Origin of the sequence: Paenibacillus sp. OAS669 (assembly GCF_014873645.1) — a bacterium.
In the GTDB taxonomy this organism is placed as follows: domain Bacteria; phylum Bacillota; class Bacilli; order Paenibacillales; family NBRC-103111; genus Paenibacillus_S; species Paenibacillus_S vulneris.
Map to the genome: position 1 here is coordinate 36,655 of NZ_JADBDR010000009.1, position 22,352 is coordinate 59,006.

24 protein-coding genes are annotated in these 22,352 nt (G+C 51.3%); 6 read left to right on the plus strand and 18 right to left on the minus strand.

What is annotated here, in order from left to right:
• Nucleotides 1-154 precede the first annotated feature (154 nt).
• Genes GGC63_RS19975 through GGC63_RS19985 form a run of 3 tightly spaced genes read right to left on the minus strand, consistent with a single transcriptional unit; the run spans nt 155 to nt 4,575 of the window.
• Nucleotides 155-1,129, minus strand: a complete 975-nt coding sequence (locus tag GGC63_RS19975) for a substrate-binding domain-containing protein (RefSeq protein WP_192703801.1) — start codon at nt 1,127-1,129, stop codon at nt 155-157.
• Nucleotides 1,126-2,910 (minus strand): sensor histidine kinase, encoded by a 1,785-nt coding sequence (locus GGC63_RS19980; protein ID WP_225948354.1) that lies wholly within the window; start codon nt 2,908-2,910, stop codon nt 1,126-1,128. Before GGC63_RS19980 ends, GGC63_RS19975 begins: the two co-directional genes overlap by 4 nt.
• 18 nt (nt 2,911-2,928) lie before the next feature.
• Nucleotides 2,929-4,575 (minus strand): response regulator, encoded by a 1,647-nt coding sequence (locus GGC63_RS19985; protein ID WP_192703802.1) that lies wholly within the window; start codon nt 4,573-4,575, stop codon nt 2,929-2,931.
• Nucleotides 4,576-4,751: 176 nt separating this feature from the next.
• On the opposite strand from GGC63_RS19985, the gene GGC63_RS19990 reads away from it, so the two are divergent.
• Nucleotides 4,752-5,123: a hypothetical protein gene (locus GGC63_RS19990; protein WP_192703803.1), complete on the plus strand. Its 372-nt coding sequence runs from the start codon at nt 4,752-4,754 to the stop codon at nt 5,121-5,123.
• Nucleotides 5,124-5,226: 103 nt separating this feature from the next.
• Here GGC63_RS19990 and GGC63_RS19995 read toward each other — a convergent pair whose 3' ends face one another.
• The 4 genes from GGC63_RS19995 to GGC63_RS20010 form a co-directional block, all read right to left on the minus strand.
• Nucleotides 5,227-5,619, minus strand: coding sequence for a cbb3-type cytochrome c oxidase subunit I (locus GGC63_RS19995; RefSeq protein WP_192703804.1), 393 nt, complete (start codon nt 5,617-5,619; stop codon nt 5,227-5,229).
• A gap of 73 nt (nt 5,620-5,692) precedes the next feature.
• Nucleotides 5,693-5,830, minus strand: a complete 138-nt coding sequence (locus GGC63_RS20000; RefSeq protein WP_179136104.1) for a hypothetical protein — start codon at nt 5,828-5,830, stop codon at nt 5,693-5,695.
• An 80-nt stretch (nt 5,831-5,910) separates the two neighbouring features.
• Nucleotides 5,911-6,384: an MEKHLA domain-containing protein gene (locus tag GGC63_RS20005; RefSeq protein WP_192703805.1), complete on the minus strand. Its 474-nt coding sequence runs from the start codon at nt 6,382-6,384 to the stop codon at nt 5,911-5,913.
• Between the two features lie 56 nt (nt 6,385-6,440).
• Entirely contained in the window at nt 6,441-7,151 is a 711-nt protein-coding gene (locus GGC63_RS20010) for a Crp/Fnr family transcriptional regulator (RefSeq protein ID WP_192703990.1), read from the minus strand.
• Between the two features lie 147 nt (nt 7,152-7,298).
• On the opposite strand from GGC63_RS20010, the gene GGC63_RS20015 reads away from it, so the two are divergent.
• Nucleotides 7,299-7,643, plus strand: a complete 345-nt coding sequence (locus GGC63_RS20015) for a DoxX family protein (protein ID WP_318781092.1) — start codon at nt 7,299-7,301, stop codon at nt 7,641-7,643.
• Between the two features lie 147 nt (nt 7,644-7,790).
• A complete protein-coding gene (locus GGC63_RS20020; protein ID WP_079912148.1) occupies nt 7,791-8,948 on the plus strand; it encodes a hypothetical protein in 1,158 nt (385 codons plus the stop codon).
• A 282-nt stretch (nt 8,949-9,230) separates the two neighbouring features.
• Here the strand turns inward: GGC63_RS20020 and GGC63_RS20025 are convergent, their stop codons facing one another.
• The 6 genes from GGC63_RS20025 to GGC63_RS35165 all read right to left on the minus strand — a co-directional run bounded on the left by GGC63_RS20025 (nt 9,231) and on the right by GGC63_RS35165 (nt 16,976).
• Nucleotides 9,231-11,453, minus strand: a complete 2,223-nt coding sequence (locus tag GGC63_RS20025) for an RCC1 domain-containing protein (RefSeq protein ID WP_192703806.1) — start codon at nt 11,451-11,453, stop codon at nt 9,231-9,233.
• A 198-nt stretch (nt 11,454-11,651) separates the two neighbouring features.
• Nucleotides 11,652-11,993: a DUF1904 family protein gene (locus GGC63_RS20030; protein ID WP_192703807.1), complete on the minus strand. Its 342-nt coding sequence runs from the start codon at nt 11,991-11,993 to the stop codon at nt 11,652-11,654.
• A gap of 138 nt (nt 11,994-12,131) precedes the next feature.
• Nucleotides 12,132-12,875, minus strand: coding sequence for a glycerophosphodiester phosphodiesterase (locus GGC63_RS20035; protein ID WP_192703808.1), 744 nt, complete (start codon nt 12,873-12,875; stop codon nt 12,132-12,134).
• A 168-nt stretch (nt 12,876-13,043) separates the two neighbouring features.
• On the minus strand, nt 13,044-14,009 hold the full coding sequence (locus tag GGC63_RS20040) for a polyprenyl synthetase family protein (RefSeq protein ID WP_192703809.1): 966 nt from the start codon (nt 14,007-14,009) through the stop codon (nt 13,044-13,046).
• A 1-nt stretch (nt 14,010) separates the two neighbouring features.
• Nucleotides 14,011-14,661 (minus strand): response regulator transcription factor, encoded by a 651-nt coding sequence (locus tag GGC63_RS20045; protein WP_192703810.1) that lies wholly within the window; start codon nt 14,659-14,661, stop codon nt 14,011-14,013.
• Entirely contained in the window at nt 14,658-16,976 is a 2,319-nt protein-coding gene (locus GGC63_RS35165) for a sensor histidine kinase (RefSeq protein ID WP_192703811.1), read from the minus strand. Before GGC63_RS35165 ends, GGC63_RS20045 begins: the two co-directional genes overlap by 4 nt.
• 84 nt (nt 16,977-17,060) lie before the next feature.
• On the opposite strand from GGC63_RS35165, the gene GGC63_RS20055 reads away from it, so the two are divergent.
• The 3 genes from GGC63_RS20055 to sda all read left to right on the plus strand — a co-directional run bounded on the left by GGC63_RS20055 (nt 17,061) and on the right by sda (nt 17,931).
• A complete protein-coding gene (locus tag GGC63_RS20055; protein WP_179136102.1) occupies nt 17,061-17,273 on the plus strand; it encodes a hypothetical protein in 213 nt (70 codons plus the stop codon).
• Nucleotides 17,274-17,479: 206 nt separating this feature from the next.
• The gene (locus tag GGC63_RS20060) at nt 17,480-17,773 is read left to right on the plus strand and encodes a hypothetical protein (protein WP_079912142.1); all 294 of its coding nucleotides are present in this window, start codon (nt 17,480-17,482) and stop codon (nt 17,771-17,773) included.
• Complete coding sequence (gene sda, locus GGC63_RS20065; RefSeq protein ID WP_079912141.1) at nt 17,743-17,931, plus strand: sporulation histidine kinase inhibitor Sda; 189 nt, start codon at nt 17,743-17,745, stop codon at nt 17,929-17,931. Before GGC63_RS20060 ends, sda begins: the two co-directional genes overlap by 31 nt.
• A gap of 46 nt (nt 17,932-17,977) precedes the next feature.
• Here sda and GGC63_RS20070 read toward each other — a convergent pair whose 3' ends face one another.
• From GGC63_RS20070 to GGC63_RS20090, 5 genes are all read right to left on the minus strand, one after another.
• On the minus strand, nt 17,978-18,529 hold the full coding sequence (locus GGC63_RS20070) for a pyridoxamine 5'-phosphate oxidase family protein (protein WP_225948374.1): 552 nt from the start codon (nt 18,527-18,529) through the stop codon (nt 17,978-17,980).
• A gap of 180 nt (nt 18,530-18,709) precedes the next feature.
• Entirely contained in the window at nt 18,710-19,183 is a 474-nt protein-coding gene (gene ybaK / locus GGC63_RS20075) for a Cys-tRNA(Pro) deacylase (protein ID WP_192703813.1), read from the minus strand.
• Nucleotides 19,184-19,506: 323 nt separating this feature from the next.
• The gene (locus tag GGC63_RS20080) at nt 19,507-20,739 is read right to left on the minus strand and encodes an aminopeptidase (RefSeq protein ID WP_192703814.1); all 1,233 of its coding nucleotides are present in this window, start codon (nt 20,737-20,739) and stop codon (nt 19,507-19,509) included.
• Nucleotides 20,740-20,852: 113 nt separating this feature from the next.
• Nucleotides 20,853-21,644 (minus strand): TatD family hydrolase, encoded by a 792-nt coding sequence (locus GGC63_RS20085; protein WP_192703815.1) that lies wholly within the window; start codon nt 21,642-21,644, stop codon nt 20,853-20,855.
• A gap of 2 nt (nt 21,645-21,646) precedes the next feature.
• Complete coding sequence (locus GGC63_RS20090; RefSeq protein WP_192703816.1) at nt 21,647-22,216, minus strand: RNA 2'-phosphotransferase; 570 nt, start codon at nt 22,214-22,216, stop codon at nt 21,647-21,649.
• Nucleotides 22,217-22,352 lie beyond the last annotated feature (136 nt).

Sequence of the window (22,352 nt, forward strand, 5' to 3'; positions counted from 1 at the left end):
CGTGGTATTTTTTGTAAAAAAGAATCATCTTCAGAGCTATGAAACACCTCCGAGCAAAGCGGGGCCCATTAATCTATTCTATAACGCCTCTATAAAGCCAAAAAAAAGGAGCCTCCTCACGGCTCCCCCAGGCAAATCGTATTTACCATTCATATCATTTTACAAAAGGAAACAAGAGCTTCTGGTTATCCGACCAAAACATATTTTCCTGGTCGATCACCTTCGTGCCGGTATCCTTGAATTCGGGTATTTTTTTGCCGTCCAACGCATCCACGGCGTATTTTACACCAAGATAGCCCATGCTGAACGGGTTTTGAATGATCGTCGCCTGAATGACCCCCTCCTGCAAATACTCGATATCCTCCGGGGTACTGTCGAAGGTCACTATCTTTACTTTCCCTGCCAGGCCGGTTCTGTCCGTCTCCGCGGCTACGCGGATCGATGCGGCGGCATCCAGCGCAACAATACCGTCAATGGAGCCGGGTTCGCTTAACAGGCGGGCAGTCAGCTCATCGCACCGCTTTACGTCCATGGAGCAGTCCAGCTTTGTATTCGTCTGGATTCCCGGATACCGGGCGATGGCCGCAAGCAGCCCCTGCTCTCTCTGCACGGCATTTCTTCCGCCCTGTCCAAAGCTGATGACCGCAATCCGTCCGCTCTCCCCCGTCAGCTGAATCAGCTTCTTGCCCGCCTGCTGTCCGGCATCATAGTTCTTTATTCCGATAAAGCTGCGCACCTTGGTGGAATTGACCTCGGAATCTATCGCGATCACAGGGATTCTTGCACCCGCGACCCGGTCTACGGTCTCTCCCAGTGCATCATAGTCGTTGGCCGCCAGCACCAGCGCATCCATGCCTTCCTTGACAGCCTGATCGATCAGCGCAATCTGGCCGTTCACATCGCCTTCGAATTCCGGACCCGTTACCTTCAAATTAACGCTGAATTCCTTGGCGGCAGCCTCCGCCCCCATTTTGACTGTGTTCCAATAATCGCCGGACTTCTTCTTCATTACCAGCGTGACATTCCTTGCCGTCCCGGTCGTTCCCGTATCCCTTGTATCTGTACAGGAGCTCATCAAAGGCAGCAGGCACAACAGGAGCGCCAGCCACGCGTAACGGAATCGGATCATAGCTCCTTGTCGCCCCCTTCCTGCCGCAGCAGCGGCAGCCAGACCTGGACGGTCGTCCCTTCCTCCAGCACGCTTTCCACATGAAGCCCGTACTCATCCCCGAACGTCAGCTTGATCCGCTGCTGTACATTACGAACTCCCACACCGGAGCCCTCCTCCGACCGGACCTGGCCTTGCAGCAGCGGCTCCAGCTTCTCCGGCGGGATCCCCAGCCCATTGTCACGAACCTCGAACAGCAGCTTTCCTTCCCTAATCGAAGCCGATATGTGTATATGTCCCTCATCGACCATATACTCGATTCCGTGATAGATGGCGTTCTCGACCAGCGGCTGAAGCAGCAGCTTCAGGGTTTGGCAGGCCAGCGCCTGCTCCTCAGCCGTAATTTCAAAATCAAATTTATTTTTGTAGCGGATTTTTTGGATAATCAGGTAATTGCGGATATGCTCCAGCTCTTCCTGAACGGTAATAATGGTTTTCCCCCGGCTAAGACTGATCCGGAAAAACTTCGATAACGAAGTAATCATCGTTATGACGTCCTCGCTCTTGCCGCTGCCCGCCATCCGTACGACGGAATTCAGCGTATTGTATAAAAAGTGGGGATTGATCTGCGACTGCAGCACCTCAAGCTCGCTCTTACGCTTCGATTCCTGCTCCCGAATGTTCTGATCCATCAGCTGGCGAATTTGCGTCACCATCAGATTGAACCTCCGTGACAGCCTCCCGACCTCATCGTTGCCTGTGATGGGAATATGGATGTTGAAGTCCCCCTGCTCCACCCTGCGCATCGATTTGTCCAGCCGCTTGATCGGCTGCGAAATTTTGGCCGACATGAAGGCCGAGATCAGCACGACGAACAAAATGACAAAGAGCAGCAGCCAGAAGATAAAGGTGCCGATCTCCTTTTTGGTAGCGACAATCTCATCCATATAGGAAACGCCGATGATTTTCCAGCCGATATTGTTCACGGTCTTGATCGTAATGAGCCGCTTCTCCCCGTTCGACTCGTCCAGATAGCTGCCGTAGGTATACTTGAGAGCCTGCTCCACGTTCTCATACTTCAAGCCTATGAAGATAAGCTGCTGCTGCGGATGGTAAATGATATTGCCTGCGGACTCGTCGATTATGTAGACATAGCCCTTCTTGCCCAGGTTCACTCTGCGGAACAGCTCATCCATCGTTTTAAAATTGACGTCGATCAGCAGCACGGCATTGACCGGCGCATTATTGCGCGTAATTGTGATCCCTTTGCTCATGGACACCACCCATTTGTACTGCCCTTTGTACAGATTTTGGATGTGGGGCAGCGAGAAGGAAAGGTGATTCGGGCTTTCCAATGCGGACAGGAACCAGCTCTGCTCGGTCAGCTTCGTATTCTTCCTCATCTCCGCCGCCGGCAGCCCGGTTATCAGCTCCCCCGACTCCGTAAATAAGGCCATCGATACGATATCCTCACGGGTTTCAAAAATGGTCGTCATCTGCTCCAGCAGCGGGCCGTTCGGAATCGCCGGGCTAGTCCGTATTTTTTGATCGACGAGCTCGAACACTTCCGTCATCCCTTTCAGGTAAACATCCAGGTTGTAATTGATCTGCTCGACGATTTGCTGGTTGCTGAGAAACGTATTTTGCTCCGCGGTGCGCGCAAATTTGTTGTATACAAGGACGCTTACAATAATCATGACCGTGATGGTGATTAACGTAAAAGAGGCGGTGATAATAAACTGGATGCTTCGCGTCCTCCACATATCCGCCAATGCGCGGTACCGCTTCCGAATCGGCTTCATAGCGGGAACACCCCCGATCTATATCTCTCTGGAGCTGCTTTTGTATTCTTTCGGAGAAACACCGACATGCTTTCGAAAGGAGAAGCTGAAGTAGTTAGGCTCGGCGTAGCCTACCCTCTCGGCGATTTCAAACGTTTTCAAATCGGTTGTGCGCAGCAGCTCCTTGGCCGCTTCCATCCGAATATGCATCAGATAATTGACGAAGGTCATTTTCGTTTCTTTTTTGAAAATCCCGCTAAAATAGCCTGCGCTGATATGCAGATGACTGCACACCTTATGAATCGAAATATCGCTGTCCTGATAATGCGCCAGTGTATATTCCTTGGCCTTATCGACCAGAGACTTGTAGGAGGACTGCCTTTCGCTGACGATGCTCGTCATGATTCGTGTGCATAATCCCAGAATCCACTGCTTCGCCTCCTGCGGGTTCGTCATTTTATGAATATCGGCAAAAGGGTTAAAGGCGCTCCCGAGGATCGAATCCAGATCGGCGTTCGAATCCTTCGCCGCCTTCAATATGGCCGTCAGCAGTTCAAGCAAATAGATCTGGTAATCCTGAAACGAGACCGGCGTATCAGCAATGCCATAAAACAGCTCGTCCACAAGCTCCTTCATCTCCTGCTGGGTGCCTACCTTGATGCAGCGGATCAGCGAATGCTCCTTCAGCTCATCGAACCGCAGCTTCTCTACCTGCCTAGTCTCGACATCATCAATGCATATGATCCGGTTATTGCCGAGAACTACCCGGTAATCCAGAGCTAGAACCGCATCGCTGTAGGAATAGCTGACATCCGTAATATCGGACACAACGGTGCCTACTCCGATAGTGACGGTCAGCTTCAAATATTTTTCGATGCTTTGGCGTATTTCTTCCAGGGCGGGGAGAGTCCGCTTCATGACGGCTTCTTTATCCGTCTCCTCCTTGGACGTGCTCAGCAGCACCAGATTGCCGTTGTGGAGGAATACGATGCCTGCCTGATGCTTCGACACTATTTCCTCGGAAATATTTAATATGGCAAACAATTTGAGCTCGTTATCCTTGGAATACTTCAATGATTGGGAGGCCGCTCTTGCTTCGTCTCCCTGCATCTCCGGATTATCCATGCTGAGGACGGATACCAGGAATACGTCCCCCTGCAGAGCGACATGGTAGTTTAACGCCTTCTCTTCGATTTCCCCCTTGGGCAGCTTGCGGTGAATGAGCGAGCCAAGGAACACTTCCCTGAGGACCGGCAGACTTTGCCGGTAATGCTCCTGCAGAGTCTGTACATTTTTCTTGCGGGCGGTTTCTTCGTCGATGAGCTGCCTTATTTTGACCAGCGCCTGGATAAGCTCCTGGGCCGAAAACGGCTTAAGCACGTATTCGTCAATATGCATTTTGACCGCTTTTTGCGCATATTCGAATTCATCGTAACCGGTCAGAATAATAATTTTCGTCGTCGGATATTTGCTGCGGATCCATTCGGAGAGCTGCATGCCGTCCATGAAGGGCATACGGATATCCGTGACGACGACATCCGGCGTCCATCTCTCAATCTGCTCCATGGCTTCTTTGCCGTTTTCCGCCGTATCCGCCACTTCAAAGCCGTACCGGGCCCAGTCAATTTCCCGAACAATACTTTCCCTGACTTCCTGTTCATCCTCCGCCAATATCAGCTTGTACATATATGCTTTCTCTCGCCTCCGGGTGGCTTATTGCAATCCTTTGCAATTTCGTTAGAAGTTGGTGATAATAATGTAACAGAGTTTGATTTCGTTTGAAAGTCTCTGCAGGCCGCATCGGCAGCCTATAGGCCGCGGCTTACAGCATTCTTCATTTCAAAAGGAGGTCCGCCGAAACTGTGGCTCCAGCAATGAAACAAGGACGGCTCATTGCCGCTATTGTCTTCCTCGGTTTGTTCGCGGTATCGTTAGGAGCTTATCTCTATCTGCAGCGCGGTACACCCGCCAGTCCCCAGGCTTTGATGGTTCAGCAGGTTCATATGGATGATGGAAAGCTTCAGCTTACCGGAACTACCAGCCACAGCGCGGCAGGGTTCAGCGGCTATTCCTATAAGAGATCCGGCAGTGATATGTATGTGAAGCTTCGCTATAGTATACTGAGCTCTTCCGGTGACTTTTCCATTACGATCCCTGCCGGTCAGGAGGCTGTCCGCAATGTCTACTTGCAAGGGAGCTCTCCCGACGATTTGCGCTTACTATGGAGTCAATGAGAAGGAGCCCGGGAGCTTATACACTCTACTAGGGTAAAAAAAACGGGGTGCGGAAGAAGCAAATTCTTCTCTCGCATCCCGTTTCGTGTTCTTATGATCAGGATCAGCGGCCCGAACCGGTTGTATCCTTGGCTGCGGTGACATTTTTCAATACGTTAATCATGAAAATAACGACTCCGATAGAGGTCAGGGTTCCTCCGACTGCGATGACGGGCTCCGTATTGGCCGCTCCGCTAACCAGCACGAAAAGGCCGATCATCATGATGGGGAGGCCGATATTATGAAGCCAAAAATGAATTTTGCCAAGCGCCGATTCCGCGCTTTTCGGAAATACGTGGTACACAAAGCCGGACAAAGCTAGCGACACCCAGCCAAGCAAATTAATGTGGGCATGCACGGATCCAAAATCAAACCTGTGCGATATAGACATGTACATCCCCAAGATAATCCCCACAACAAAATAAATCGAAGCGATCTTAATGAGCTTTACTCCCACGCTTCATTCCCCTCTCCATCATCGGATACTTTATCCTTATAAGGAGAGGAGACGTTTTATGACCGCCGCACTTTCATTTTTTCTTAAGCGCGTCCGCTTTTTTCATAACTGCGTCTATTTCCTTCTGAGCCTTCTCCAGATCCTTGAACATCTTCTGCATTTTCTTGTTCTCCATCATAAACTTCAGGCCCTGCTTGAATGTGTTATTCATGGCTGCACACCCTCTCCTTGTATTCGTCCCTTTATCTTATGGACAAACAACAAGAAAGGCTTCCGCATGCGCCGAGCGGATCAGCAATTTTCAAATTGCTTGAAGGCCGCTGCCTGCCCGGCATAGCGTCCCGACGCGTCCCTCAGGTTCCATACAACCGCTTCTTTAATATAAAATCTGCGTCCCGTGCTGGAAATCCGGATCCCGGTGTAGTTGTCTATGTACCCCTTCTCGGCCACCGCTTGGAGAAACCGGTCGCGCTCCGACCGTTCCATGGCCTCCGCCGTATAACGGGATGGCGTCCGGGTGAACGTCTCCCAGTCCATCTCCCACAGCGTTAAAGCGGCTCGGTTGCCAAAATTCAGCACGGGATCGGCTTCCGTCCCATGGGATAAAATGACGGTTGGCGAATCAAACAGCTGCTCCGCCAAGCTCAGACTGTCGTTCGTTTCGATTAAATCTTTGCCCAGCAGCTGACGATAGCTGTTCAGAATAAGAGACGCATGCTCCTCTCCCGCTCCAATACCCCGTGTAGGTCTTTGAATGTGATTCATAGGGTCCTCCTGATTTATTAATAATGGCTGAGCTTCTTACTAAGAATCGGCTGTTTTTAGACGCAGCACGTAAGCGCCGACTTCAAGCGCTCCGGCTGGATCTGCAATGGCTTGCGAGGGCCTGCCTTCCTTACAATTCCTTCCATGGACAGCTCGTTTAGCAGCTGCGTCACCGTCTCACGTATGCTGCCCATCATGCTTGCTAATTCCTGATGCGTCAACGATACGTCCAGCTGCATCCAGCCATGCTGCCTATCCGGGTCCTCCGGTTCGATTCCAAACTTATGCAGCAGCTTATCGAGCAAATAAAGCAGCCTTTTGCGAACGCTGCCGTAAGCCATCTGCTCCAACAGCTCCTCCACTTCTTTCAGGCGCTCGGATACGATTTCAATAAATCGAAGAGCGAGCTGGGGCCTCTCTCTTACGACTTGATTGAATTGCTCTTTATCCATAGTACAGATGACGGAATCGTCCAAGGTCTGCGCGAACAGATGGGGCGAGCCAGTCGTAAAGGCCCCGGCTTCTCCGAATAGATGTCCGGTTCCCAGGATATCCATCGTAAGCTCTTTGCCGCTGTCCGATAGCCTATAGAGCCTGACGGTCCCCGATTTAATGAGGAACAGCCTCTTCTGCTCCATGAGCGGAGATAGGATGACGGTTCCCTTCTTTATCTTATTTAATGGTGCCGCAGGCTCCAGAAGCTCCAGCTCTTCCCTATCCAAGCCGCTCAGCCAGTGAATTCTCGATAAATATTTCACCTTGTCCAGTCCTGTTCCCTCCCTTTTCGGCTTTACTGTAGTCTGGACTACTGATTATTAGCATTGTACAAATTATGATTTTATGCAAGAGCTTTAGGACCAAATTAGCCCCGTATTGTGGGCCATGTAGTGTGATAAAAAAGGAGAGTGAGCCCTGTGCACCAGATTGCCGTCATGATTCAATTCGTTTTGGCAAGTATGTTTGTACTATCCTCCGTCATAAAATTCGTCCGAACCGCCTCCATGGTCAGACATTGGCGCGAATACCGTTATCCCATGTGGCTGATGAGCGTCATCGGCATGGCGGAGCTGCTGGGAGCAGTGAGCATGCTCGCTGCTCTATGGATTCCGGGCATCGCCAAGTATGCTGCCATCCTGTTCATCATCTTGATGCTTGGCGCAGTTCATGCTCATCTGATACGGGCAAAGCATAAACCGATCATGGCACTGAACGCACTGCTGATGCTGGCGCTATCGGTTGTCCTGCTAGGAATCGGGTAGATTGCGGTGCCGTTTTATGCTTTTGTTCCATTCGCCGATAATCCTTCTCTCACCAATCGCCACCACCTGTCCGAAAAATAATTTTAAACAATCCGCCAGATAAGGTATACTTCTACTATAGCCAATTTTGTCATGGGGGTAGAAGAAATGAGTCAACAAGAAAATATCGGCGGATTGGGCCGTCATTACTTGCAAGCGGAATCATACGGCGTCGCCGCGTTTTGTTTTTACCGTGCCATTCTGGAGGACCGGGCGAACGGTAATGCTTGGAATGGCCTGATCCTGGCTCTGAGCCTCATGCGAAAGGAACACGACGCGCAAACGATGCTGGCGCGCTACGCGCTGCATCATGAAATTCTGGAATTCGACCGCGATTTGATTACATTCGCGATGATGTTATGGCAGCAAAATCCGGGAGCCATGGGTGAATGGATCCTGCTGATCTCCCAAATGAAGGGTGTCAGCCCGTCAGATCAAGAGCTGTTCACCCAAATGGGCGAGGACTTGAAGAAGGCGCATGAAGAGCTGGTAAGCAAGCATGGTCTGGAAACGCTTCAAGAGCAAGGCATGCTGAACCTTGGAGAATATGCCGCACGCCGGATCGAGCTCGACTGGATTCTTGAGGAGTCGATCGATAAGATCTATGAGCATATCCAAACCTGGCTTGATGACCCGGAAGCGGTTCTGACAGGGGTGAGGCTGCTCTGTATGCTGCCGGATCCGCGAAGCGAGAAGCTGCTCCGCAGGGTATGCCGCAACGAGGAAATCGACGGCAAGGTAAGAACCCACGCCCTGCTTGCCCTTCGCTGGCTCGGAGTGCGCGGCAATGCCAAATTAAACAAATTTGACGAATCGTTCGTCATCAATCTGGACAACCCGGAGCCGGAATTAACGGTCTCCGTGCCTGCGGCGTTCAAGCCTGCACTCAATCGGATGAAGCTGTGGATGGCCAAGGAGCAGGGCGTCATTACCGAATTCGAGTACGAAAGCCATGCATCGAATGATGAGGCGGAGCTGCCGGAGTTGCTGGCGGCCAAGCTGGAGAAGGCCGACATCCCGAGCGTCCTTCAGGAAGTCGCGCATGCGCTGATTCGTGCGGCCTATGACAAATACTACCCTCTCGTTCCGGGAGTTAAAGGCGCACGCCAATGGAGCGCCGCGCTGTTGATGCTCATCAAGGAATATGTGGAGGCAAACGGGGAAACTTGGCCATACGGCGAGCCGGAGCAGGATGAAACCGCTATTCGCCACCGCAACTGGCTTATCAGCGGAAGCCCGAACTACGTCGATACGATGAAAATCTAGGATATGCAAAAGAGGACAGCCTTGCCGGCTGTCCTCAGGTTTTTGAGAAATCCTACCGTAATGAAAAATGCGAAGGTGATAGGTGGGGTATCCCCTGGAGGAGCGATAGCGTCCGCCTTTGTTCTCGGAAAATAACCGTCGTAAGCGAATATAATCAAATTTTTCCGAGAACAACAGCGGCCGGAGGGGGATGCCCCACCGGGGTATCATAGCCGTTTTTCAGATTTTCGGGTTTCTCGACAACCTAAGAAGGGCAGCCAAATCGGCTGTCCTCTTTTGCAATCACGGCAAAACCACAACCCCCGGCGACATCTCGGCTCCGGCATCCGGCCAGTCTCCCAGCCAGTACAAGCTCCCATCCTTGGCTGCAAAGAAATGGTAAAAATAGGATCTCCCTTCGATGAAGTGGTGGTACAAGGAAGTTGACGCACGAAGCTGAACGCCCGGCGGCAGATGAGTGTCTATCGGCACATGGCTCCCCTGCTCATAGATTCGTCCGTCCTGGCCCAGCTCGGCACCACCGGTTAAGCCGGAAGCTTGCCGGCCTGTCAGGCGGAGCGAGACCTCTGCCGTCTGCCCCTGCTCGTCGAAGCGGTGATTCAGCTTGATCTCCACCTCAATCACTTGATTCGCTGCATCCAGCAGCTTGCCTCTGAATCCGATACCCTCCGAATAATCGTAATGAATCGGCGACCATTCCTTAACCGGCGACGGCGTATCCACTAGCTCCAGCATCATGGTCCCGTTCTCGGTCCGCTGAAAGGAATACAGCTCCCCTTGATCCGTCAAAACAAACGGGACGGGTTCGCCGAACACACGAACCGCTTTTCCTTTCGGCTTCGGATGCAAGCTGAGCTCCCTCCCTGGGCTCAGCTCACGCGTATTGCCCTCCAGATGAACCAGATGGCCGTCCGTCATCGCTAACAGAATCCCATTGGCCGCGGCGGCTGCATCCATAATAGATCCGTTCACCTGCAGCAGCCGGCAAGGCTTGGTTTCCTCCGGGTCAGCGACGAGCAGCCTCCCGTCTTCGGTCAAAGCCGCAAAATGCCCCAGTGCCGCAAAGGCCTTATGGACCTTTTGACCAAGTACGACCGGCTGGGCTGTTCTATTATAGGATAAAGCCCATAGATCCCCGCCGATGACGGCCATCAGCCTGTTTTCAAAGGCGAACAGGGCTTCTGCTCCGGGCCAGGAGCCGAGCGGCTGCGGATCAGCGGCATAGATAGGCAGCCTGCCAAGCTGGCCGTACATATTGGAGCCCATCGTCAGCACGTAGCCGTCGCCCGTCAATGCCAGCAAATGATCTGTACCTGCCGCGATTGCCCGGATATTGGTCAATCCTGCGATCGGCCGCGGTTGATCAGGCCCCACCCGTTTCGTATCTGTCGGAAACAGATTCGAGCTTTCCCCCCAAGCCCAGACCGTACCGTCTTCTTTCATTGCTAACACCGTTTTTTGTGAGGCGGTCATTCGCACTGTTTCTTGCGTTCCGGGTACGGCCTCCAGCTTTCCTTCGGCACTCACGAGGAACCAATTCCCTTGGTCCGATAATACGAAGCCGGGGTAGTCACTTGACATCGCTGCTTCGAGCCGCACAGCTCTCGCTCCATCCGGCAGCTCTAGCTGCCGGGAGGCTGGATCATTCTGGTAGCTCCCGAAGGGGCTCTGAAGCAGCAGCAGCTTCCCGTCCGCATCCAGCGCCAATGTCATAAACGGACTTGCCTTAATAGAACGGATGGCATCCAGTCCGCTTACCTGTTTAATGGCCGGAATACTTTCCGGCCCGAACAGAGAATAGAGCTGAAGGCTTCCGTCCCGGCCAACAATGTAAACCGAAGAATCCTCCGCCTGCGCTATAGATGCGGCTTTCGGCAAATGTTCAATTTGCTTCGCCCCGTTCTCGGCATTTAAGTCATAGACATCGCCGCTCTGCAATAAAGCAAAGCGCCCTTCCAATTGCATCACGGAATCAGAACCAGGCAGGCCGTTTACCTTCTGCGGAAAAGCACTTGGCCTGCTTTGGCGGCTCCAGTCCGTCACGCCCCAGCGGTATACCGTTCCGTCCTCCTTCAACGCATACGAGACCCCGTATTCGCTGCCGTAACCGGCCCCATCGAAGACATGGCCGACCGATATTTGCTTGATACTCTCCAGCCTTTGGCGGGCGGGCTGCTCTGCAGGAGTGAAGCCGGACGCCGCGAAAGCCTGCGGGAACCATGTGAGTTCCGGCGGACAGGAGGCAAACATAGAGGACAAGCGGGCATTGCCGCCAGGAGGCTGTGCATCGAGAGGGTTATCCGATGGCATAGCAAGGCCAAAATCTCCCGAAGCGGATTGACTTGAAACGGGAAGCGATGCCGGATCTTGAGCTGTCGAAACCTCTGGCAAGTCCGGCTCCGATCGGCTTATTCCCGTGAAAATAAATACAAGGATCCCGATGATTACGATAAAAGCCAAGGCATATGGATAACGAGCTATCCGAGCTAAAGCCCTGCGAAGCATAAAACCACCTTCTCCATATGGTAATTACTGGATAACTACTCATACGCAAGGAGCATCCCGAATGTTGCGCTGCGGACTAGCCTGCTGGAAGGTTTTTTCTGTCCATATCATACAGCAAGGTGCCGAACGCATGAAGCGACGGCACCTTGTAAAGAACGAACGATTCTATGAAATGTTATATTCCTATCTGTCAAAGCATTATTCCGCCTTATCGAAGCAGCGTTCTCCGTTCAGGTAGTAGCTATCCTCCCGATAGGTCGTAAACGCTATTTCCACCTCAGGAATCCCGAGCGCTCTGACATGATCGGCAACCGCCTTGGCAAAGCGGTCTCTTACCTGAAGTCCCCGTTCGAACCAGGCGACCTCGATAAACGGATAGGTGTCTACAAGACTTCCATTATAGACGGATGTGGTATGAAGACAGTCGATCGTAAAGTTATCCGTTCCGCATTCGCAGACGGCAGCTAGCTCCTCCACCAAAGATGTACTGATTTTACACATTTGCTCGGCTGTAATACCTCTAACGATAAGCTGCGGCATATCCATACTCCCTTGTTTTAGTTGTAGTGTACCGCGTTCCAAGCCCTGATGCAAACGCATCGGCCGGGCAGTCTGCATACAACTGCAAGGTTCATGGACTTTCCGTCTCGTTATGTCTTATTTCGCGTTACCGGTTAGCTAAGCATGAGCCCTCGAGGAGCGAAGCTCCTTCAAACGATCAGGGAAGTCGGTAATGATGCCGGAAACGCCCAAATCCATCAGCGCTCGAAGATCCTTCTCATCGTTGGCCGTATAAGGATAAACCTGAATGCCTGCCCGATCCGCCTTCTCAACATCCTCTTTGTCCACGATCCGGTAGTCCGGATGAAGGGAATACACATCGACTCCCAGCGTTTTGGCATAGGCTGCAGCGTCAGCCAATCTCAGCTGATACAGCAGGCCGATTTTAACCTTAGGCTCCAAACGTTTGATTGCGCACAAGCATTTATGATCGAAGGAAGATACGACCACACGGTCGAACAAGCTGCGCTCCCGTAGAAACTCGACAAGCTTGCGGTCCATCCTTCCGTCGTAGCTGTTTTTGACTTCCACGTTAATCATAATCGAATCGGGAACAAGATCGAATACTTCACCTAACGTAGGAACCTTCTCCCCCCGGTATGCCTCGGAGTGCCAGGAGCCAGCATCCAATGCCTGAATCTCTGCCAATGTCTTGTCAATGATCTTCCCTGTCCCGTTCGTCGTACGGTTGAGCGTTTCATCGTGACATACGATGATTTCTCCATCAGCGGACAAGTGGACATCGAGCTCGATGGCTTCACAGCCCTGCTCCACTCCCAGCCGGAATGCACCAAGCGTATTTTCGGGTGCGTGCCCTTTGGCCCCGCGATGAGCAATAATAATCGGTTTCTCGTTAAGCATAAGTTTGATTCCTTTCCCGTCTTTGTAGACGTCAGAATTGGGGGTTAACGCAAAAAAACACATAAACTGCTTAATCCTATCCATTAAGCAATCCATGTGTATGTCTCCGTGTCTCCTACACAATTATCATCTTGTCGTCACTATACTACTTCTAAATGATTGCAATTGTCAACCGTTATTTCTTAAGGAAGCCGTAGCGTACCGGTCTAACGTCACCCGCCGGAAACGCTCCTTCCAATAAGGCGGACCCGGCATCGCTTCAAACAGCTGCTCCGCCTTATCATAGTACAAGGCTTGTATGATTTTTGCATACTCCAGACAGCCCGAATCGGCGATTGCTTGAAGACAAGCCTGCTTGTGCTGCCGGATAAAGTCCTCCGCCCCCAGCCTTCCGTCATAGTATTGAGCCAGCTCGGGGAAGCCGTCTTGTTCTTGCGAGAGCATGTACAAGATGGGCAGCGTTCTTTTTTTCTGCAATATATCGTTGCCGGGTCCGAGCTGCTCCAAATTTCTCACATCGTTTTCGATTTGAGCTACGACTCCCAGGCAGGCGGCAAGCTCGTCGATCTGTCCGGTAAGCCCGGCGGATGAGGACTCGGCCAAGGAGTAGCCCAGATAACAAGCCAGCTGGATCAGCGACCCGGACTTAAGCTGTACCATCTTGAAATAGTCCGCCTCATCGGCGATATGGGCATGCGGATTCAAGTCCTTCTGCTGTCCGTTGACCGCCGAGAGAACCCATTGGCTGATCTCAGGAAGAAACGGCGTCATCGTACGGCCTGTTTGCCATTGAAGCTGCCCGGCTTCGCCCATAAACATCATGAGAAAAGCAAGCACCGCATTCAAGGTGTAAGCCTCCGGGCAGGTCATCCATATCCGATGCCCTTTATCCCGATCCTGCAGATCATCCACGATATCCAGCGTCAGCATCACAAGCTCTGTCAAGGCGGCTGCCTTGATGATATGAGGCGATCGACCTCCCAGCATTCCATGGGTGCTCTCCGTCAACTCGGACCAGATGCTGTCCCCCTCGGCTCTTGCTGCTATAAACGATTTCATCCATCCGTTCAAATCCTCGGCATGAATGGCGCGATCAACCATGGCTTCCATCTCGTCTTGTATTTCCCGATTCAAGCTACTCCCCCCTGTTCGAATCCGTATAATATTTGCTCTGCACGAACTGCTCCAATGCTTGAACCTTGGACTTGACTCCCAGCTTGCCGTAAATTTTTTTCAAATAATTGTCTACCGATCGTTTGCTCACATAGATTTCACCCGCAATCTGCTCGTGCGTCGCTCCTTTGACCAGCATGGACATGATTTGCACTTCGTCCTCCGTCAGTACGACCTCCTGCGCAGGCAGTCCCGTCATCAGCCTCATATTGTGGTACAGCGATAACGGCAAAACCGTGTAATGATCCATAACGCATCTCACCATATGCTGAACGACGCACTCGCTGGATTCCTTGGAAATAATGCCGCTAACCCCGATTTCAAGCAAATGATTATACATATCCGCCACATCAATTCCGGTAAAAATGATGATATGCGTCTCCGGATAACGGCCCTTGATCTCCTTCGCGACAATGCTGCCGAACTTATCGGGTAAATGGTAATCGAGCAGCACGATGTCGGGGCGATGCGTATCTACAAAGTCCAGGCATGCGGCCCCGCTGCCTGCCGTTCCAATAACTTCAATCCCGTCGATTCGCTCGAGAATTCCTTTGGTTGCATTTGCCATTACCGGATGATCATCAACAACAAGTGCTCTCATTGAGCCGTTCATGCGGTCAGCACCTCCTTTAATGGTACGGAAATCCATATTTGCAGCCCTTTCCCCCTGCCTGTCCTGAAGTCCATCTGCCCATCCAAATACAGCACGCGGCTCTTCATTTGCTCCATGCCCGTGCCGGATGCTCCAATCTCCAGCTCCGCCTCATTTACCTTATATACAGTAAAGCCGACGCCGTCATCTTCATACGTCAACAGAATGCGGTCGTTCTCCTGTGTTATCGCTATGCTGACCCGGGATGCCTGCGAATGCTTCTTCGCATTGTTCAGCAGCTCCTGAATGATGCGGAAAAAATGGCGCTTCGAATCCATATCCCACGCTTCAATCTGCTCGGCGCCCTTGGCGATAAATTCCAGCCGGAACGGACAGAGAGAGCTTTCATTGTCAATCACCTTTTGTATCGTTCGAATCAGTCCGATTTCATACAGCAGATGCGGATGCAGCTCGAAGCAGCTTTGGCGGAGATTCGTATTAATGATTTCCACATAGTCGATGATGTTCCTCATCCGCTCCATGTCTTCCTTGGAAAAATTAAGCTTGTCCACTATCGAGCTGAACCGTTTCTTGAGGAAGAACAAATCCTGCAGCGTCGTGTCGTGCAGATCGGTTGCAATGCGCTTGCGCTCGGCCTCCTGAAGCTCGAACATCAGCTTCCGGAACCAGATGAAATCCTGTGAGGCATCCTCGTTAGGGATTTGTGCGGCCAACCGCTGAAGCCTCATATGCAGCTTGCTGATCAAATGCATATTTTCCAGGCTCACGGCCAGATACGAGATGATCAGATTCAGCCACTGGATCTCTTCCATGCCGAGAAACGTATTGGTCCTTTTCCTGGCGATAATCAAATAGCTGGTATATTCCTCATGGCGGTTGATTTCAAAGCGCCGAAGGAACGGGTGCTCCATTTCCGATGAGGTCAGCCATTCCACCTCAGAAAGCTCGATATCCCCCTCCAGAACCGTCTCCATCCGGTCCTTATATTTGAACACGATGGCGGCTCCAAACACCTGCAGCGTATTCACGATATCTACCAGAATGATATCTTTCAGCTCGCGGAAGCTGGAGATCGATTGCAGATTGACAGCGATTTTTTTGAGCGCGTTTTGCAGGTGGTATTTCCTGGGGAACATCACCGCCTCCAGCTTTGTAGCGAAATATTCAAGTGAATACATGACGAAGGAGAGCAGCATTAAGATAAAAATAAAGCTGAGCAGCAGGTGCTGCACCGTTACCGCCTGCCGAAAAATGACGGCTGTCAGCAATACAATGGCACAGGCCGGGACTATGGAAATGACCGTCGTAAAGACGAAGCGGCGCAGGACCAGATCAATATCGTATAGTTGCTTGGACATTATCAAGTACGAGAAGGCTATAGGGAAGAACAGTACGAACCATGAGGTATAGAGCGAGCTGATCCCGTCTTCTCCCATTAGCTGAGGGACGAACGACAAGAAGGCAAACGGAAAGAAGGAGATGGCAAGCGCCCACCAAACCGTTCGGATAATCGTAGATAAGTAGGAGACCTCGTTGCGAAATTTGACAGACACATAGGCAAGAAAAAAGAAGTTAAGCAGCAAGCCGAACAAAAAGAACGTGATAACGAACTGAATGCTGTATTGATAGAACAGGAATGATCTCGGTGTGCTGAAGGTCAATACAGGCAGCAGCAAGATTGCGAAAGTACCGTACAAATATCGCAGAAATCGGAAAGGAAATTGGATTTCTCCCTTCTCCTTTAGAAATACGAACAAAAAATGCAAAAAAACGACGGGAAGCAGCATCATAAGCGAGCTCATGGCTACTTTACCCAGCGTATCTCCTCTTTGCGATGCACCGAGACTGGCAAAGATGAAGCCGATATTTAGAAACACAATCGACAGGAATCGTGCCGACCGGGAATGCCTCGTCTTCCAGTAGAGCATACCAGCCAAGGAGAGACAAAGAAGCTCGACCAGAATCGGCAATATAATCGGGGGATTGGCAGCATTCCCCTTGCTGAGCTCAACGGTCAAGGGCTCCCCTTTCCGTTCCAGCTCCAGCGTCCTCGCCTGCTCCACCGATCTCCATTTTTTGACCGTAGGATGCTCGTATGCGGGTCTTCCATCGATTCGATTGACGACATCTCCAACCTGTATATTCATTTCCAGACTGGCGCTTTCCGTTTCCAGCTTAGCGACGACCCATTCTCCATGCATGCCCTTCTTTAAGGTAATCCCCAAATACGGGTACTGAAAGGTGATATAGACAAACCATAAATGAATGAGAAGAAACAAAACAACGACCAATCGAAAAAAAAATTTATAAATCACCAAAATTCCCCTTGATTTGTAATTTTTTGTGATATAATAAACCTGTAATAATTGTAAATAATTGTCGGAAGCGAGGTGATCAGCATGCAAGCAGTAACTTACTCTCCTGGATTGCATCAAGTTGTACGCTCGTTGAAACAGATGGACACCCAAGACGTCTTGAACCTGTTTAAGGATGCCAATTGGTTCGAAGCGAAGTCTCTGTCCGCTGCAGAAGGACAAGCCGTCATGAAATTATTTACTCAATCAGCCAGCGACTACATAAGAAAAATCGGTGCTTACGGCCCTTGGATTTAATTCGCGCTATTTTTCATTATTTTACCAAATCGTAAAGAGATTGTATATTATGGACCCTTCCAGGTATGCAGTCTCTTTTCCTATTAGAACCGTTTTTTTGACGAAAATGCAAAAAAGAATGTATACTCGTGCAAACATTTTGCGCTGATCTGATGACCTTATTATACTATAATTGAAAGTATAAAAATGGTAATTGTGGGGATTTCATGAATAATTTTTTCGAAGTTCATCGACCTGTTTCCAGTGCCGCTTTCCATGACGAGGAGTGCCTGACTCTTGCCATCCAGACGGTGCTGTTTAATAACAAGGAGCAAATCCAGTCGATTCTGGATTCCTTGTCCAACGAGCAGCTCCTTCAGGAAATGTCGAGAGAAATTATGCGGAGAGCCTACAAATTCAAGCATATTGCCGATTCCGTACACAGCGAAATCCATTTGCAGGCCTATGATGTAAAAGGAGAAGCATCGCAATGTATCCAACGCTTAGAGACAAGGAGTTAATTTTTTGCTATTTGGAAGCCGTCCGGCTTCAGCTTGACGAAGAATTTCTTGTACTGCTCCGCGCCGAGATCAAAAACAGGGACTTGCCGATTACGCTTGATGCGCTGTCGGAAGAGCCCTGTACATCCCGGGCGCAGCAGTCCATCGTCCGCAGTTAAGGGCGGTACGCCCCGTCCTATCCCCTTTTTTTGCGTCTTTTCACGCTTATTTATGAAAGCTATGCCCCAAAGGAGTTATGATTCCGTCCATGCTGGCGGCATTTTTTTGTTGGCGATAAGCGATAAGTCCCTGTTCCCCCTTTTGCTCCGCCCACTTTTTCAGCGTTTCGCGCTCCCCTGTATAATCGAAGAACGGCACGCTGAAGCCGCAGGAGGTTTTGACTGCGTGAAGCTCCGCATGGATGATTTGCCGTGCGCCCGGCAGCGGGTCGAAGCGCTCCATCAATGGATCCCACTCCGGCGTGTCAGGCAAAATTACCCTTCCGCGGCCATACAGACGCAGGATCATAGGCGCCCCTTCAAAGGCAACGAACATCAAGGTTATTCTGCCGTTATCGAGCAGGTGAGCGCTGGTTTCATTCCCGCTGCCCGTCAAATCCAGATAGGCAACCTCCGTAGGAGACAATATCCGCAGCACATCATGCCCTTTGGGGGAAATATTAACATGGCCGTCAGCGTTTAACGGAGCGGAGCCGACAAAGAAAATATGCTGCTTTTTAATAAACGCCTCATGCTCGGGGAGAAGAGAAGCATACATGGTTCCCACAGGTCATCGCCTCATTTCAATAAAATGGAAATCAACCTTTACTCTATAGTATGAAGGGGTTAGCTTAGTTTGTAAAATAGATAAATCAGATTTTCTTTATAGGTACAAGCTATAAATAGCAAAAAAGACCGCCCAAGACTTAAACGGGGCAGTCTGTATTGGAAGCAGGATCTAGTGCGTAAGCTCCGATAAAATGCCCTCGCAAGCTTCGACCAAATCGGTTCCCTTTATGAACATTTGCAGCCCGCGGCGCCCTGCGCTGATGCTTACCGGATCTTTCGACACGACAGACCGATCGATATACAAAGGATATTTCTTCTTGACCCCCAAAGGGGAAACCCCGCCGCGAATGTAACCGGTCAGCGTCATGATATCTTTGACAGGCACCATCTCGACCTTTTTGTTCCCGCTTGCGGAGGCCAGCGCCTTCAAATCGAGCTCCTTGTCTCCCGGAATGCAAGCCATTACCACGCCTGTCTTATCACCGCGCAGCACCAGGGTCTTGTACAGCTGCTCGCAGGGGAGGCCCACCTTCTTCGCAACTGTCGACGCGGCGAGATCGTCCTCGTCCCATTCGTATTCATGCAGCGTGTAGGCGAGCCCGAGCTTATCCAGGATACGGCTCGCGTTCGTTTTGGCAGCCATCGTGCGTTTCACCTCTTACTTATTTAGTACAAAAACCCTTGCTGAACAAGGGTCTGGTTGTTGAGAAGCCTATAGAGCTTGAACTATGCCGATATACTCCGGTGGGTTATGCCCCTCCAGCCAGGCTTCCGAAGCAGGCTTTGCTACACAAAGCCCATAGCTGTTGAAACCCGTGAAATGTGATTAGATTTAGCGGTATTTTCACGGGTTTCAAAGGCGGACGTAAACTCCTCCGAGGCATACCCCACCTCCGTATGTAGCAAAGTTCACGCAAAACTCGGTTTCTCAACAACTCCCTAGATAAACAAGGGTTTTTGTGCAGCTTACAACGCCCAGTTGCCTTTTCTGAATACAGGCTCTACCGTACCGTCGGCAAGCTCCCCGTCAATCTCCAGCTCCGCACAGCCGATCATAAAATCGACATGCGTCAGGCTGACGTTAGCCCCGCGTTGCAGCAATTCTTCTTTGGACAGCTTCGTGCCGTTTTCCAGGGTGAACGGATAGGCGCTTCCTAGCGCAAAATGACAGGAGGCGTTCTCATCGACACCTGTATTGTAAAAGATTCGGTTCAAATTGGAGATCGGAGAGTCAAAAGGAACGAGCGCAACCTCGCCCAAGTAGTTGGCCCCTTCATCGGTACCAAGCAAATCCTTGAGATATTCCAAACCAACCTCCGCGGTATAGTCAACGACTCTGCCGTTCTCAAAACGGAATGAAAACCGGTCGACCAATCTGCCGTTCAAATTCAGCGGCTTCGTGCTGCTCACCGTACCGTTAACTCCATCCCGCTTCGGCAGCGTGTACACTTCCTCCGTCGGCATGTTCGCTACGAAGGCAACCCCTTGATCGTTGAGGCTCTCGCCGCCGAACCACAGGTGGCCTTCGGGCAGCTCTACCGATAGATCGGTTCCCGGGGCTTTATAGTGAAGCCGCTTGTACTTCTTGTTATTCAAGCGCTCTCTCATGCGTTTGAGCTTCTCGATATGCTCGCGCCAAGCCGCTACAGGATCCTCCTGATCTACCCGGTTGATCTTGAACAGGGTCTCCCACATAGCGTTCACCTGCTCGTCTTCCGGAAGGTCGGAGAATACCTTGGCCGCCCATGCTTGGGTCGGTGCCTTGACCAGGCACCAGCTGAACGCTTTGTTCCGAACGTAGCTCTGGAATTTTTGCCGTGCAACGGAAGCCGCTTTCGTAGCGGTCGATACTTTGTGCGAATCGATGCCCTTGTACAAATCCGGATTCGGTACTTTAATATTCAACAGCGCCCCGCCGCTTTCGGCCAGCTGCTCCATCATTTTCGCCGCCCATTCCGGGTAGAAGCCGAACGATTCCTCCGGCGCATATTCGAAGCGAGTGCGTGTCACCGCTTCATCGTCCCAATTGACTTGAACGTACTTGGCTCCGGCCTCGTATGCTTTTTTGACGATATAACGGGTTAACGGTGCGACCTCAAGCGGAGATTCAATCATCAACACTTGTCCCGGTTGAATATTGACCCCGATTTTGACTAGAAGATCCGCGTATTTTTCTAAATTTGTGTCCAATGAGTTCATGTGGCAATGCCCCTTTGATCATTTTTATCCATTGGTTAATTATCCGGCTTTTCAGAGAAAACATCAAGTTTAATCTTACCATGTCTTCCTATTGGATCAAAGCCCGCCTCCCCCTAGAGACCAAAAAACAGCCTGGCCGTCTGCGTCGTCGCCTGAGCCACTTCCTCCGGGCTTCGCCCGATGCAATCCGATACCGCCTTCACCACATGCGGAAGAAATGCCGGCTCGTTGCGCCCGTTTGCCGGCTTAGGCTCCATATCCCTTGGGGTAAGGAAAGGGGCGTCCGTCTCAAGCATCAAGCGATCAAGAGGAATGGATTTGACCAGCTCGCGCAGATGCTTGCCCCGCCGTTCATCGCAGATCCAACCGGTAATACCGATGTGGAACCCCATATTCAAGTAGGTCCGAAGCTCGTAGGAGCTGCCGGTAAAACAGTGCACCACCGCCTTGCCCAGCCGGCCGCGGAATTGCTTAAGTATCGCTGCAAAATCGTGATGAGCCTCCCGCTCATGCAGAAACAGCGGCATCTGCAGCTCACAAGCCAGAGCAGCCTGCTCCTCGAACCAGCGCTTCTGTACATCGCGCGGGGAGAAATCCCGGTTGTAGTCCAGACCGCACTCCCCAATGGCCACAACATGCGGCAGCGCCGCAAGCTTCTTCAAATCACGAAGGGTCGATTCGCTGCAGCTTTTGGCATCATGAGGGTGGACGCCCGCCGTAGTGTACAGTTGTCCCGGAAACCGTACGGCATAGCTTGCAGCCTGCTGGCTGCTGCGGAGGCTCGTGCCGGTAATAATCAACGGCGACACCCCGGCCTGTGCGGCCCGCTCAACCACCTGCTCCCGATCCTCTTGGAAGGAACGGTGCAGCAGATTGACACCTATATCAATCATGTTCTCATTCATGTCTATCCCTCCCTATCCTTGCCGTCGAGAACCGTACAGCATGAAGCCGGCACAGCTTCCGCAAGCCATACTTCATTGCCGGCATAATAAAATGCGACACCCTCAGACTCCGCCTTGCCCGTATCTATCGTCAGCATGACAAGCTCCCCTCGGCGGCTACCGGCCATAGCCGCAAAATGGGTTCCCTCCGACAAATGAACATACTTCCGGTTCATCGGACGGAGTCCTTCACGCAGAATGGAAGGCAAGGCTTCCGTATTCGTTCCGTGATATAGTACAGCAGGTGGTGTGCCGGGAGTATATTGAACCTTATCGTGACTGTGGCCGTATCTGGCTCTGATCCGGTCGCCGCGGATTTCGAACCGCTGTTTATCCGAATTGGCTACTACCGTTCTTATGTCCTCTGCCGTTACCCGTCTCCAGCGGGGCTCTGCTTGAATGACCGCAACCAGTTGATCGAACGGACACGAGCCGTCCTCCGGATCCAGCGTCAGGCCATGGCTCTCCGGCGTATGCCGAAGCAGCCTCGTCATAAATTTGCTCAGGCTGATTTCCGACTTTTGCTGATGCATTTACTTCACTTCCTTACATAACTTAACCTTGAATTTGTCTTGACAAATCTGATGATTCTTATTATACCGATTCCAATCGAAAAGAAATGGTAAAATTTAAGTATAACGATCTAACTCGCGCCCGCTCCGCTTCATC